We start from the raw sequence: 15699 nt of genomic DNA on the forward strand, positions 1-15699 counted from the left end.
GTAAGTTCAGGAATAAAATCGGATTGCTATAGATAGTATTATTTGCTTGAAAGCTACTCCAGCAGCGCTTAGATGCTAAACAATACTAACTTTGGCAACTTGGTATTAGTAGTGATCGCTGACTTTTAGTCTAAACTCCAGTTGAAAGTGACTAAGTTGGAAATGTCGCAATCACGATAAAAGCGAAAGAATTGACACCCCAATCAAAATATTTTTCATTGCAAATAAGTTTTCATCATAGTAACTCTCACAAGTTAAGAACCTCACCAAGCGGTTTAGTAAGTATATCGGTGCTATTAAAGCTAACTATAATCAAGCTATGTAAAGATTCTCAGATGTACTTGAATTCAGGTTAGTTGCTAGTTTATATACCTTTACATAATTTAGTTTTTCGCCGCCAACTTACATAAGTACTGTTGTCATCACAATAACAGCGAAAAATTTGACATCCCCATCAAAAGATTTTTGATTGCACAACAGTATTTATCTCCTTTATTCTGATCACAAGAAGCACAGTCTTGATTGCTGTATGCTTTTCAAAAATTTTTGGTAGTGCGCTCACAACCATCAATTAGCAGCGATTAACCGTTTCTACAATCGATAAAACTAGGTCATAGCTGTAAAAGCAACAGAGTTGTTTGTATTAAATATTGCTACCGCTATGATTATAAACTAAAAAGCCTTTGTGTAACTTTCTGTAATTACGTGAAACCAATGAGTCAAAACTATACTGGTTCAAACTCTCCTCTAATCACCACTGAGCCATACAAGGAATTTCCAGCACACAGCGGTGTAGAATCTATTCCTGACTCCCGTACGCTTGATGAATCGAAGAATAACAGGGGAATTCAGCCTTTTTTAGCCAACGAAACAGCCCCAACGCTCTCAGTTGCCGATGCGATCGCTCAGATGTTGGAAAATTTGGGAGTAAGCTACGCTTTTGGTGTCGCAGGCGGTGCGATGGCAAGCCTTTGGGGTGCGCTGTCGAATAGCAGTATAGAGGTGTTGAACTTCCGCCATGAAGCAGGAGCAGCATTTGCAGCGACTGAAGCATACTTTGCTAGTGATCGCCCTACTGTAGTTTTTACCACAGCCGGGCCAGGGATCACCAACGCCCTCACCGGATTATTTGCGGCTCGTGGTGAAGGTGCAAAGGTGATTTTGCTGTCGGCTTGCACCTCAGCACCGCAGCGTGGACGCTGGGCAATTCAAGAAACCAGCACTTACACATTGCCCAGTGGGGGAATTTTTACCTCAGGAGCGCTATTCAACTATGCAATCACTATTGAATCTGCGGCTCAACTCCCGCAGATTTTCCGCAAACTGGCTCTGGCTTTGGCGCAACCAGGCGGATTTGTTGCCCATTTGAGTATTCCCACCAGTGTGCAGACAAGTTTCGTTGAGGATATAGCTTTACCCCAACTAGATGTTTCTCCGTTTGCGATGACTGCTTCAAAAGAAGCGATCGCTAAATCTGTAGAGTTATTATCATCTGGCCCCTTTGCCATCTGGGTTGGTTTCGGTGCGCGTGACGCGGCAGACGAAATCCGCCAACTTGCTGAGAAAACTGGAGCAGCCGTCATGTGTTCACCCCGTGGTAAAGGTATCTTCCCCGAAGATCATCCCCAGTTTGTGGGTGTTACAGGTTTAGGCGGTCATGCTTCCGTCTTAACTTATATGGAACAGCAACCTCCACTACGCACACTCGTATTGGGAAGCCGCCTTAGTGAACCAACTTCCTTCTGGAGTCCGGCGCTAGTTCCAAAAGGAGGTTTTGTGCATGTAGATATTGACCCAGAAGTACCAGGAGTGGCGTATCCACACGTTGAAACTTTCGGGGTTCGGTCTGAGATCAAAGCCTTTGTGCAAGAGTTGTTGCAGCAATTACCAGATGCTCCTCGTTCCACAATCTCCCTACCTCGTCCAGAACACAAACCAATTGAACCGGCTCCAGACGTAGATTATCCAGTGCGACCAGAAGTATTGATGGCAGCAATTCAAAAAATAATTGTTGAGGGTAGCGATGCCGTAGTCATGGCAGAGTGCGGTAACTCCTTTACTTGGTCAACTCATCTACTGCAATTTGCCCAAGCCAATCGTTACCGAGTCAGCACCGGAGTCGGGGCAATGGGTCACGCCGTCACAGGAGTGTTGGGTGCAGCGCTGGCGAACAATGGCAAGGCTGTAGGTATTGTTGGCGATGGGGCAATGCTGATGAATAACGAAATCAGCACAGCTGTGAAACACAAAATCCCCGCCGTCTGGATTGTACTCAACGACGCGCGTTACAACATGTGTCATCAAGGGATGAAAATATTGGGATTAAAGGGTGCAGACGCAACGATTCCACCAACAAACTTCGCCATGATTGCTCGCGGTATGGGAGCAGAAGCGATCGTAGTCGTCAGAGAGTCAGATATTGAACCAGCATTAGAACAAGCGATCGCTTCAACTGTTCCCTTTCTAATTGATGTAGTGATTGACGCTGATCGACCAGCACCTTCTGGTGGACGTAATAAAAGTTTGGCAGCACAAGGAGTCAAATCAAGTCCGGCTAAAAGTCCAGTTAAGCAAGTTTCATTTCCAATGGTTTGATTTTAAAAACTTGCAATCTCATTCAATTGTTCTAAACACTAAGACACCTGAATCAAGCGGACTTTGCAACATAGATTCGGATTAATATATCCGCACTTTTTGTCCATCTACCAAAGGATAAAGTACGAATTTAGAAGCTACAAAAATTCTCTTCCAGCCAACAACTACCCCGCTAAAACTGGAAGTTCAAATTTTTGCTTTTTGAACGTTACTTTATTCTTACTTCATCCAATCTTAATATTTGAGGTTGTTTTTGTGTCTATATCTTTACATTTTTTAATGGTCATTACTTTCTCTAACCAATTCTCTAACCAATCCCAATCAATATCGAGAGGTCAAGATGCTGCTATTTGAAACTGTTAGAGAAATGGGTCACGAACAAGTTCTCTTTTGTCATGGTAAAAATCCCGAAATTAAGGCAATTATTGCCATCCATGACACGAGCTTGGGCCCAGCAATGGGAGCTACAAGACTATTGCCTTATGTCAACGAAGAAACTGCTTTAAAAGACGCGCTTCGTCTCAGTCGTGGTATGACATATAAAGCTGCCTGTGCCAACATTCCGGCTGGTGGCGGAAAAGCAGTCATTATCGCTAATCCGGAAAATAAAACAGATGATTTGTTGAGAGCTTACGGACGTTTTGTTGATAGCCTGAATGGACGTTTTATTACCGGACAAGATGTCAATATTACTCCTGATGATGTCCGGACAATCAGTCAAGAAACTAAATATGTTGTTGGCGTCTCAGAAAAATCTGGTGGGCCTGCTCCCATAACATCACTAGGAGTTTTTCTCGGAATTCAAGCCGCTGTGGAGTCTCGTTGGCAGAGCAAAAGACTTGATGGCATGAAAGTCGCAGTTCAAGGTTTAGGAAATGTAGGTAAAAATCTTTGTCGGCACTTACATGAGCATAATGTCAAGCTTTTTGTTAGCGATGTAAATCCAGCCAAAGCAGAAGAGGTAAGACGACTTTTTGGTGCAACTATTGTAGAACCAAACGAAATTTATGCTCTTGATGTAGATATATTTGCTCCTTGTGCTTTAGGAGGAATTCTGAATAGTTATACAATTCCTTTCCTAAAAGCTCACATTATTGCTGGTGCAGCTAATAATCAATTGGAGAATGAGCATCTACATAGTCAAATGCTTGCCAAAAAAGGGATTATTTACAGCCCTGATTATGTAATTAATGCCGGAGGGCTAATCAATGTTTACAACGAAATGATTGGTTATGACGAAGAAAAAGCTTTCAAGCAAGTGCATAACATTTATGACACGCTATCAGCAATTTTCGATATTGCTAAACAGCAGGGAATTACTACCAACGACGCTGCTAAAAGATTAGCAGAAGACCGCATTCAGAGCGTTAAACGAAGCAAGATTGAGGCGCTTGCAGCTTAATTATTATTATCTTAAGGAGTGATAAGTGGAAAAAAATACCTTTGCGACATCAGCTTACATTGCTACTTCACCAGAGAGCGCCTTTGACTACCTTTGTAGTTTAAAGAACTTGGACGAATGGACGCTTTATAGCCGGATGAAAGAGCAAATTGACGAAGATACTTGGCTCGGAACTGCATCTGGTTATCACAAAAATCTTTACTATCATGTTAAAAAGCTAGAAAATCCGCTGTTTTATGGCATTGAGTGGCACTGCGGATTAGAGTATCAGAAATATTTTCAGGTTTACCCTGTCTTGTTGTTTCCTACAGACTACATCGAGCCGGGGACAGATGAAAAAGGCGTGTACTTTCACTGGTTGAGCTTTGTCGATCCAAAACGGCAGACTCAGATGATTATGCAGGGAATTCATACAGTACACACTTCTGAATGTCGTTCTCTCAAAGGTAATTTGGAACGCAAGGCTGGTCTTACCGCAGCAGCCAAAGGAAGCCACTTTATTGATACAGACACCATCTATGTTGATGCCCCAATTGAAATTGGCATTGAATACTTAAAAGACTTACGAAATATAGATGAGTGGGCACATTTACTCCGACCAAATGGCGAGATTGGTCTGAAATCAGGTGAATTCAAAGATGAATATGACCAGAAGGTAAAAGTTTCTGTGCGAGTTCATAGTCTGAGTAAATACTACTTGGTTGAACAAGAACACTTTTATCCAGACTACGAATATTATCAGCGTTCTGTAGCGCTACTTATTCCAACTGCCTATGCTTTCGCTGATCCGGAAGCTCCTGGTTTTATTCTGCATCGGATCACATTCTGGAAAACAGATGGATCTGTCACCCACGGCAAACTTCAAATTGAAGATTTTGGGGCTGAGAGCATGAATATCAAACGTTTGCTCGAAGCCAAAGCTGGCAATCTGAAATCATTTGATCGGGGAATGAGCTATCTACCAAAAACTCAAGATTCACTAGTGGCTAGTAACTAGTTAAAGGGCTAAGAAGCAACATTGCAACACATGAAACTGAAACAACTTACTATTACTTTCCTCACTTTTTGTGTTGCCGCTTTTTCTGGAATGAAAGCTGCGTCAGCTACATCATTTTCGGTAATTGCCGACGGTCTATATAATGCCGGTGGTCTGAGCTTTGGCCCTGATGGAAATCTCTATGTTACAGAGGCGGGAATAGGGGGAAGTGGAGCTTGTGTTCCACCACCAAGTGGTCAAGGCGATTCTTTATGCTATGGCACAAGTGGTGCAGTTACCAAAATTGAGAATGGTAAGACCGAGCGGATACTTACAGGACTGCCTTCCTTAGCATTACCAGATGGTACTGGAGGCGCTGGCCCTCGTGATATCCAATTTGATGCTACAGGTAAACCTTATGTTCTGATTGGGTATGGGGCTAATCCAGCCTTTCGCGATCGCAATTTAGGTAACACTGACCTCGGTAAAATTATCGCTCCCAACTTTAAGACCAATTCCTGGACGAGTGTTGCTGATTTAGCTAACTATGAACTCGCCAACAATCCCGATGGTGCTGATGTGGATAGCAATCCCTTGGGTTTCGTAATAAATGGCAATAAATTGGTTGTAGCTGATGCAGGCGCAAACGACTTGCTAAGTGTGAATACTGATAAAAGTAATTTGCAAGCTATTACCACATTTTCCCAAGACATATTAACTAATCCAGTCTTTCCACCTGACGATACCCCATCCAATGAACCTGCACAGGTGCCATCTGAAAATGAACAGCCGCGATCGCAGTTTGCAACTCAACCAGTACCCTCAAATGTGGCAAAAGGGCCTGATGGTGCTTATTATATCAGTCAATTTACTGGTTTTCCCTTTCCAGAAGGTGGGGCAAAAATCTATCGAGTTGGTGCTGATGGCAAGCCAACAGTCTTTGCAGATGGTTTTACCCAACTCACAGACTTGGCATTTGATACTACGGGCAATTTATATGCTTTGCAGTACGCCAATCAGTCAGCCTGGAAGGGTAATCTTGATGGTTCTGTAATCAAAATTGCTACCGATGGGACACGCACAACTCTTCTGAGTGGCAATGGATTAGAGTCACCTAGCGCCCTGACTATTGGTTCTGATGGTGCAGTATACGTCACAAACCGAGGCGATAGCCCAGGACATGGACAAGTTCTCAAAATTGAAAATATCAAGTCTGTCCCTGAACCTGATTCTGCTTTAGGCGTATTAGCGATCGGTGCTTTGGGCGTTGGTTGGTTGCACAAGAAGAGAACTACCCAACCACTCATAGATAGAGTTGTGACGCTCAAGTAAAGAGTTTCAAACCAATATCAGTGCCTCTCAACAAGGGCATTGTCTACCCTGCGTTTCTCAAAGACTAGGATTCCTTGTCTTTAAAACCATAAAAGTTTCCACAAACAAATTACTTAACTCTCAATCTCCAAAGGTATGAAACTCAAATCATTTGCTCTTACATCTCTTACATTTTGTTTTACCGCTATTTGTGGAACACTGTCTGCACAAGCTGTAAGCTTAAAGCCAATAGTCGAAGGAGTCAGTAATGCACGGGGTGTTAGCTTTGGCCCTGACGGCAGTCTCTACGTAGCAGAGCCAGGTATCGGAGGAAACGGAAATTGCCAACCATCTCCGAGTACGCTGTTTCAGCCTATCTGTGCTGGTAACACTAGTTCACTGGTCAAAGTTTCACCAGACGGCACCACACAGCGTCTACTTAATAACTTTGAGTCTCTAGCAGAACAACCCACTGGCAATCAAGGGGCCGGTATTGAAGACGTGGAATTCGACTCTAAAGGAAATGCTTATCTTCTGACTGGGTATGCTGGTTATCCAGGAAACCGTGATTCAGAAACATTTAAACTAGGTACTCAATCCCCTATCCCACAAAATCAACTTGGTAGTTTTCCGCCATCAACAGCCGATAAAGTACTGAATACCCCACTTTTAGCACAACTGTACAAAGTTGACTTGAAGACGGGAGCTATCAAGAGTATTTTTGACTTTGCCAAGAATGAAATCACCAAAAATCCAGACAAAGGGGATGTGGTTACCAATCCCTATGATCTGACTATTAATGGCGATAATGCTTATGTCGTTGATGGGGGCGGGAACGCTGCTTACAAAATTAAACTTGATGGAAGTAAGTCTGAGGCGATCGCAATTCCTAAAACCATCATTAGTAACTCCGCCTTGCCACCAGGATTAAAATTACCTCCTGGGCTATTAGATGAGCTTCCAGGAGGAAAAATAGCAATTCAAGCAGTACCCACAGGTGGCGCAATTGGTCCCGATGGAGCTTTGTACGTTGGCGAATATACTGGTTTTCCTTATCCAGCAGGGAAATCACAGATTTTCCGCATTGGCAAAGATATGAAACCAGAAGTTTTTCTGAATGGGTTTACGCACATCACAGACCTAACTTTTGATCAGAAGGGTGATTTGTTCGTCTTACAGTTCAGCGACAAGTCCCAGTTAGGGGGTGACATCACAGATCTACCCGGTTCTCTGATCGAAGTTGCTCCTGATGGCACTCGCACAACACTTGTTGCAGCAGGTCAAGGGCTAGATTCGGCTGATGGAATTGCTATTGGCCCTGACGGCAAGATTTATATTACCAATCAGGGTGTCGGCAAAGGACGAGGGGAGGTTGTTCGGGTGGATGGTATCGTTACAAAAGTAGTCCCCGAACCAGGTTCAATAGTTGGCTTATTAGCACTTGCTGGTGTAGGTGCAACTGCTGCTCGCGCCAAGCGCAAACGCCAAGGAAAGTTGGGTGAAGAGTTGCTAGCCAAAGCAGAGACTGTCTAATTCCTCTTTCCCTGGCTCTGTCAGGGAATGCTTACAAAATAGGCTGCTGCCTCACACAGAAAGTTGCATTTCAAACAAGAGGCAGCAGCCCAAATTTCCGGGTTCCCAAACTGGGACTGGGAACAAAATTAGTCTAGGAAAGAGTATAACTCATACAACCAGGACTTAAAACTCATGGGATTAGTCAAAAATTTGTCAATCGGCATTCTCGGTACTGGATTCATGGTGCTGGCAACGGCCGCCCAAGCCAAGGCTGTAACATTAACTTACGACACAAGTATCGGCAGTCCCGGCTTCGGGCCTGGACAGCTGTTTGTTCCCCAAGGCATAACGGTGGATAAGCAAGGGAACACCTACATAGCTAACGGACGCGGTGTTAACCCGGATGGTACTCCTAACTACAACTTCGGTGACAACATTGAAAAATTTAGTCCAAGCGGTCAGTATATTGGAGCAATTGGCTCCGGCGGCACAGGACCCGGACAGTTTGATGAGCCAACAACTGTAGACTTTAATCCCGTAACAGGGGATTTGTACGCAGGTGATGTTCACAATAACCGCGTGAATCAATTCGATTCTCAGGGTAACTTTATTAGATCCTTTGCAAATGGAGATTTTACCGGTCTCATCCCAGGTAGGCTTTTCTTTGGACCATCTGGTGTAACATTTGATAAAGCTGGCAACGTTTACGTAGGTGATTTTAACGGCGAAAGGATCCTTAAGTTCACACCTGACGGAAAGCAAATTGGTGTCATTGGTGGCACTGTGGGCACTGCACTTGGAGAAACTCAAGGTGTAGCAGGTGTAAGAATTTCCCCAGTCAGTGGAAATATCTTTGTAGCAGACCAATATAACAACCGCGTTCAAGTACTCGATCCAAATGGTAAACCTCTGTACACATTTGGTTCAGCAGGTAGCGGACCTGGACAGCTTATTCACCCAATTGGCATCGAAGTGGACGACCAAGAGAATGTTTATGTAGCTGATTCTGTCAACAGCCGCGTTCAGGTATTTGATAAAAACGGTAAATTCTTGACTTCCTACGGTCAACCAGCCCTGGATGCATCAGGCAAACCAGTCCCACCTCCAGGATTAACTGACCCCCCATTTGGCAATCCCCTCGACCTCACTCCCGGCAAATTTAACTGGACGGGTGGCACAAGCTACAAAAATGGCAAGCTTTATGTGGGCGATTTCTTCCAAGGTCGTGTCCAAGTGTTAAACGTAGAGGGTAGAAAGCAAGTGCCTGAACCTAGTTCACTATTGGGTTTAGCATTGCTTGGATTTGGAGCTGCTACCGTCACATTGCGGAAACGTGGGCAACAAAAGCCAGTCTTCAGTTTAGAGAAGGAACTGCAAAAACAGTGCTGAGTTTTGATGCTTGAGTAACAGTTTCGTAGGGTGGGTTAGCCAAGGGTATAACGCACCATCTCAATAATTTTGGTGCGTTACGCTTCGCGGTAACACACCCTAGTGGCTCCCCTAAGAAATTTTCAAAACAAGGGAGATAAAAACTGGGTAACCCAACAAAGCCAACATTATCAAGGTGCTTCCAGGACATTAACAGCTCATGCAGATTCTGATTTATTCATACAACTATCATCCAGAGCCAATTGGTATTGCACCTTTGATGACTGAACTAGCAGAAGGGCTAGTGAAGCGAGGGCATCAAGTGCGGGTAATCACAGGTATGCCTAACTATCCTCAGCGTCAGATTTACGATGGATATCGAGGTAAGTTATACGTTACTGAACAGAAAAATGGTGTTACCATTCAGCGTAGTTACCTGCGGATTAAGTCTAAACCTAACCTTGTAGATCGGCTACTGTTAGAGTTGAGCTTTGTCTTTACGAGTTTGCCACAAGCTCTCAGGGGCCAGCGACCTGATGTGATTCTCTCAACAGTGCCGCCGTTACTAGTTTGCTTACCTGCAACCTTAATAGGTTGGCTATACAACTGCCCAATAGTGCTGAATGTGCAAGATATCCTTCCGGAAGCTGCTGTGCGTGTTGGGTTAATTAAAAATAAGTTGATGATTCTAGCTCTGGAAGCCTTAGAAAAATTTGCCTACCGAACTGCACATACCATTAGCGTGATTGCCGATGGCTTTGTGGATAATTTAATAAATAAAGGTGTACCTGCTCATAAAATTGCCTGCATTCCAAATTGGGTGAATCTAAATTTTATCCGCCCTTTACCGCCGGAGAATAACTCTTGGAGAGCTACCCATCAACTGGATGGTAAATTTGTAGTGCTTTATTCAGGTAATATTGCTCTGACGCAAGGTTTAGAGACAGTAGTAGAAGCAGCAGCTCGCTTGCGTCATATTAATGATATTGTCTTTGCGATCGCAGGCGAATCCCAAGCTCTTGAAAGGTTGCAAAAACATTGTCTTGCTTGTGGGGCAGATAACGTTTTGCTTTTACCATTGCAACCGCGAGAAAAGCTACCGCAAATGTTGGTAGCTGCTGATGTCGGGTTGATTGTGCAAAAGTGCAATGTGATTTCCTTCAATATGCCTTCTAAAATACCACTACTGTTAGCCAGTGGTCGCCCAATTGTCGGTTCAGTTCCCGCCGCTGGGACTGCTGCCAAAGCTATCAAAGAAAGTGGCGGCGGCATTATTGTTGAGCCAGAGTCAGCAGATGCTCTGGCCGCTGCGGTATTGGATTTATATAATCAGCCGGAACTAGCAGCGCAATTAGGGCGCAAAGGCAGAAAGTTTGCGGTAGAAAACTATTCCTTTGAGCAAGCGCTAGATCGGTATGAAGAGTTATTTTGTGATGTGATTGCCAAAGGAGCAACAACTTTGGATATCTTGCCCGAAATGAGTTCTAAAGAATCACTTGTTGATATTTGAAAATTGGGGACAAGAAAAATGTCTTTGAAATCCTCTGATTCAGATCAGCTTAAAAAAACTGACCAAAGCTTGATCGCCCTACTGAGCGATCGCCTATCATTATTAGCAGCATCAGAATTTCCTTCTTTAGATGAACAACTGGCTGATGTGGCTCCCCTACTTGCTGAAGCTGGTATTCCTGAGTCGGTTTGGGCAAGTGTGCTCAAGAGTTGTCATGCAACTCTGATTCCTAAATCTGCAACAAATCATGTCAGGCCCCGACAAATTACGATCATCGGTGGACATGGCAGAATGGGAAGATTATTTAAAGAGCAACTTTCGCTAGTAGGTCACAATGTTAGCGTTCTCGAATCCGAGGATTGGGAGTATGCAGATCAACTGTTGAGTCAGGCAGAATTAGTCTTAGTAAGCGTTCCCATTGAATATACAGTTGATGTTATCAAGCGTGCAGCTAAATACCTTGTCCCAAATACAGCTTTGTGTGACATCACAAGCGTAAAGACTCAGGCAACTCAAGCAATGCTCGAACACCATTCAGGCCCAGTCATGGGCTTACACCCAATGTTTGGGCCAAATATCAAATCGTTTTTCGGACAAAAAGTGGTTATATGCCCAGGTCGAAACGATGATTCATTCCAATGGTTATTAGACTTTATTAAAAGTCAAGGTGGAGAGTTAATTGTTTGCACACCTGAAGAACACGATCAAATGATGGTGATTGTTCAAGCAACGCAGCACTTCTGTAGATTTAGTCTTGGTGTTTTCTTGGCACATGCAAGAATTGACATAGAGCAGAGCTTAACAATGTCAACTCCTAACTACCGTCAAGAAATTGACATTGTTAAACGTTTGTTTTCCCAAAACCCTCACTTATGTGTGGATATTATGCTAGCTACAGAAGAAAGGTGTGATGCAATTAGCTTTTTAGCTAATACTTACAGCCGTTTGGCGAAACTGGTGGCGAGGAAAGATAGAGAGGCATTAATTCAAGAATTTGAAAATACTCAAAGCTTTTTTGAAGATGAAATCAAAACTTTTCTCCAGCCTTTAAGCATAACTGCTAAAACGGTTCAACGAGATTTGAAACCACAAATGCACACAAATATTAACTTATAGATATATCAGCAAAAATATGGTAGTTGACATCAAGCAAAAAAGTAGATTCAATCTGCAACCAATTCATCAACGTGTTTCGGTTAGTTTCAACTACGAGGTTTACTTCACCCAAAATTTATTTGAGTTGAAAAACCCCACCTTAGCCCAAGTGATTACTGCGGATGGGGAGACAAAGCCGAAGAAAGTAGTAGCAGTAGTAGACTCAGGAATATTGCAGTATCAACCTGAATTAGTTAAGCAATTAGTAGCGTATACCAAGTTTTATGCAGAGATAGTAGCGATCGCAGCCCAACCAATGATAATTTCGGGAGGAGAAGCTGCCAAAAACGATCCTACTTTATTAGAGCAAATCCACCAACTGATTGAAACAGCCGGATTATGTCGCCACTCCTACATATTAGCGATCGGGGGTGGGGCTATGTTGGATTTGGTAGGATATGCCGCTGCAACTGCTCACCGCGGAATTCGCCTTATCCGCATTCCTACGACTGTGTTAGCACAAAATGATTCCGGGGTTGGAGTCAAAAATGGCATCAATGCCTTTGGTAAAAAGAACTTTCTGGGCACATTTGCGCCACCTTATGCAGTTGTAAATGACTCTGCGTTCTTGACAACCCTAGACGATCGCGATTGGCGTTCTGGGATCGCAGAAGCAATCAAAGTGGCGCTGATTAAGGATGCTAACTTTTTTGATTTTATCCATTTGCACACCGCAGCCCTTGGGCAGCGAGACATGGACACTATGCAACAGATCATCTATCGTTGCGCCCAGTTGCACTTAGAACACATTGCCAACAGTGGCGATCCTTTTGAAATGGGTTCGTCTCGTCCCTTAGATTTTGGACATTGGGCGGCTCATAAACTGGAGCATTTGACAGATTATCGCTTGCGTCATGGCGAAGCAGTTGCGATCGGTATCGCTTTGGATAGCACTTATTCCTATCTATTAGGACTGCTGGATTGCTCAGAGTGGAAACGGATCCTAAATACTTTGTCGGCGTTGGGTTTCACGTTGTATGTGCCAGAACTAGCCCAGAAGTTATCACAACTGGAACATCCTCATTGTCTGTTCCGGGGTTTGACTGAGTTCCGCGAACATTTGGGTGGAGAATTGACTTTAACGTTGCTACGACGCATTGGAAAAGGAATTGAAGTTCATGAGGTGGATTTGTCTTTGTACAAACAAGCAATATCACTGTTGCGGGAGTTTTAGGATTCTTTTTCGTGGCAAATTTAGAGTTGAATTTTAAACGCATAGACGCTTCGCCTTCCCACAGGGTAAGAACGCTGAGGGAAGTGCGGAGGAACACAGAAGTTTGATGGAAAGCATTTTTTTATTACGAAGTTGTGAAATAATCTACCACTTTTGAGGGAGGCAGATAATTTTAAACAGTGATGTTAGTAAATGTTCTATAAAAATAGTCTAAAAAGCGAATAAATTGACACCTAATCTAAAAATTATTCAATGTATTGTCTACTTGATGTCTAGTACTCTTAAATAAGAAGCAAAATTTTTTTAATTGCATTTTCATAAATAATATAGGGATTAAAATAGGTTGGTTTAGATTGACCTCAAATTATCAAAATTGATTCTGGTTTAAAAAATAACTAATAACAATGATTAATGGTTTTCGACTAACGATTGACTAATAACTATTCCAGATAAATTACCCATGATTTTTGATTCACATTCCTACAAAACCCTTGGTGGTGTAAGTATTTATCGCTCGATCACCGAAGTTAAGATAGATACTGCCCTTGAAGATATTCTGTTCTACTTAAATTCTCAGCGCGGAGGCTTGTTAAGGAGCAGCTACGAATATCCAGGGAGATACAAGAGATGGGCTATTGGATTTGTCAATCCCCCATTGGAATTAACTACACAGGAAAATTCTTTCACTTTGATAGCGTTAAATGAACGCGGTCGAGTACTTTTACCATTACTATTTGAGTGCTTATGCAAGTCAGAACAACTTGAGAAAGTTACCCAAGATAACAACTATCTCATCGGCTTTGTTAAACCTGCAAAAGAGTTATTTGCTGAAGAAGAACGGAGTAAACAACCTTCAGTATTTACTGTTGTCCGGGAAATCCTACATATTTTTTCTAGTCAAGAAGACGAGCATTTAGGATTGTACGGTGCTTTTGGTTACGACTTAGTTTTCCAGTTTGAACCAATTACCCAACGTCTAGAACGTCCTACAGATCAGCGAGATTTGGTGCTTTATCTGCCTGATGAACTGATAGTTGTTGACTACTATCAGCAACGCGCATTTCGTCTACAATATGAATTTGAAACAGCGCATGGCAGCACTAATAATCTTCCCCGAACAGGTGAGTCTGTTGATTATCGTGGAAAACATCTTCTACCGAATCAAACTGCTGACCATAAAGTAGGCGAATATGCCAAAAAAGTTGAGGTTGCACTCGATTACTTCCGCCGAGGCGATTTATTTGAAGTAGTTCCGAGTCAAAACTTTTTTGAAGCCTATGAAGACCAACCCAGCAAACTATTTGAAACTTTAAAGGAAATCAATCCTAGTCCTTATGGGTTTATTTTTAATTTAGGTGGAGAATATCTGATTGGTGCATCTCCAGAAATGTTTGTGCGGGTTGAAGGTAGGCGCACAGAAACCTGTCCAATTAGTGGTACTATTAGCCGCGGACAAGATGCTCTTGACGATGCAGTGCAAATTCGTCAATTACTCAACTCACACAAAGATGAAGCTGAGTTGACGATGTGTACTGATGTCGATCGCAATGACAAATCCCGCATCTGTGAACCTGGTTCAGTACGAGTTATCGGGCGTCGCCAAATTGAATTATACAGCCACTTAATTCATACAGTAGATCATGTTGAGGGGACACTGCGATCGCAATTTGATGCTTTAGATGCATTCTTGAGCCATACTTGGGCAGTTACAGTCACCGGCGCACCCAAAAAAGCTGCAATAGACTTTATTGAACAGCATGAAAAGAGCGCTCGACGTTGGTATGGTGGAGCAGTTGGCTATTTAAATTTCAATGGTAATTTAAATACTGGATTAATTCTGCGGACAATTCGATTAAAAGACTGCATCGCCGAAGTGCGAGTTGGTGCTACTGTCCTTTATGATTCGATACCCCAAGCAGAAGAAGAAGAAACAATTACTAAAGGTGCTGCTTTATTTGAGACGATTCGTCGTGTTAAGCAAGCGAGTCAGAAAATTGATCAGTCTAGTTCTATAAAATCAAGTAAACGTATCCCAGGTGTAAAATCTGGCAAACGCATCTTATTAATAGACTATGAAGACTCATTTGTTCATACCTTAGCTAATTACATTCGCCAAACTGGTGCAAATGTTACCACACTCCGTCATGGTTTCTCGGAATCGCTATTCGATACAGAACGCCCTGACTTAGTTGTTTTATCTCCTGGGCCTGGTAGACCAAGTGATTTTCGGGTTCTAGAGACTGTCGGCGCCCTTCTTCATCGCCAAATTCCAATTTTCGGAGTTTGTCTAGGACTACAAGGCATCGTTGAAGCTTTTGATGGAAAATTGGGAATTCTCAACTATCCTCAACATGGTAAATCCTCACGTATTTTCGTCACCGATTCAGATTCTGTAACCTTCAAAAACTTACCGAAATCCTTTGCAGTAGGTAGATATCACTCATTGTTTGCCCTACCGCAGGATTTGCCAAAAGAACTCAAAGTAACAGCGATTTCTGATGACGACGTAATTATGGGCATTGAACATCAGACACTTCCCATCGCCGCCGTTCAGTTTCATCCAGAATCAATCATGACTTTAGCTGGAGAAGTCGGTCTGCAAATCATTAAAAATGTGGTGTATGCATATACGCAAACTGTAGAATCATTAGTTAGGAGTTAGTTTGGAGTTTGGAGTTAGGAGTTTGGAGTTT

At 42.9% G+C, this 15699-nt stretch carries 10 protein-coding genes; all 10 read left to right on the forward strand.

The genetic code is table 11. The features are described from left to right. Positions 1-714: 714 nt before the first annotated feature. The 10 genes from scyA (at position 715) to V7K85_RS12480 (ending at position 15668) form a co-directional block, all read left to right on the forward strand. Complete coding sequence (gene scyA / locus V7K85_RS12435; RefSeq protein WP_334813968.1) at positions 715-2595, forward strand: scytonemin biosynthesis protein ScyA; 1881 nt, start codon at positions 715-717, stop codon at positions 2593-2595. A gap of 340 nt (positions 2596-2935) precedes the next feature. Beyond that, on the forward strand, positions 2936-3997 hold the full coding sequence (scyB, locus tag V7K85_RS12440; protein WP_334813969.1) for a tryptophan dehydrogenase ScyB: 1062 nt from the start codon (positions 2936-2938) through the stop codon (positions 3995-3997). Between the two features lie 25 nt (positions 3998-4022). Next, a complete protein-coding gene (scyC, locus tag V7K85_RS12445) occupies positions 4023-4994 on the forward strand; it encodes a scytonemin biosynthesis cyclase/decarboxylase ScyC (RefSeq protein WP_334813970.1) in 972 nt (323 codons plus the stop codon). A 30-nt stretch (positions 4995-5024) separates the two neighbouring features. Continuing rightward, positions 5025-6305 (forward strand): ScyD/ScyE family protein, encoded by a 1281-nt coding sequence (locus V7K85_RS12450; RefSeq protein ID WP_334813971.1) that lies wholly within the window; start codon positions 5025-5027, stop codon positions 6303-6305. Between the two features lie 135 nt (positions 6306-6440). Next, positions 6441-7817 (forward strand): ScyD/ScyE family protein, encoded by a 1377-nt coding sequence (locus V7K85_RS12455; RefSeq protein WP_334813972.1) that lies wholly within the window; start codon positions 6441-6443, stop codon positions 7815-7817. A gap of 174 nt (positions 7818-7991) precedes the next feature. Then, on the forward strand, positions 7992-9188 hold the full coding sequence (scyF, locus tag V7K85_RS12460) for a scytonemin biosynthesis PEP-CTERM protein ScyF (RefSeq protein ID WP_334813973.1): 1197 nt from the start codon (positions 7992-7994) through the stop codon (positions 9186-9188). Between the two features lie 199 nt (positions 9189-9387). Next, on the forward strand, positions 9388-10677 hold the full coding sequence (locus tag V7K85_RS12465; RefSeq protein ID WP_334813974.1) for a glycosyltransferase family 4 protein: 1290 nt from the start codon (positions 9388-9390) through the stop codon (positions 10675-10677). Positions 10678-10695: 18 nt separating this feature from the next. Further along, positions 10696-11793: a bifunctional chorismate mutase/prephenate dehydrogenase gene (gene tyrA / locus V7K85_RS12470; RefSeq protein ID WP_334813975.1), complete on the forward strand. Its 1098-nt coding sequence runs from the start codon at positions 10696-10698 to the stop codon at positions 11791-11793. A 16-nt stretch (positions 11794-11809) separates the two neighbouring features. Continuing rightward, complete coding sequence (locus tag V7K85_RS12475) at positions 11810-13006, forward strand: 3-dehydroquinate synthase (protein ID WP_334813976.1); 1197 nt, start codon at positions 11810-11812, stop codon at positions 13004-13006. Positions 13007-13466: 460 nt separating this feature from the next. Further along, on the forward strand, positions 13467-15668 hold the full coding sequence (locus V7K85_RS12480; protein WP_334813977.1) for an anthranilate synthase: 2202 nt from the start codon (positions 13467-13469) through the stop codon (positions 15666-15668). Positions 15669-15699: the final 31 nt, after the last annotated feature.

Origin of the sequence: Nostoc sp. (assembly GCF_036917615.1) — a bacterium.
Lineage (GTDB): Bacteria > Cyanobacteriota > Cyanobacteriia > Cyanobacteriales > Nostocaceae > Nostoc.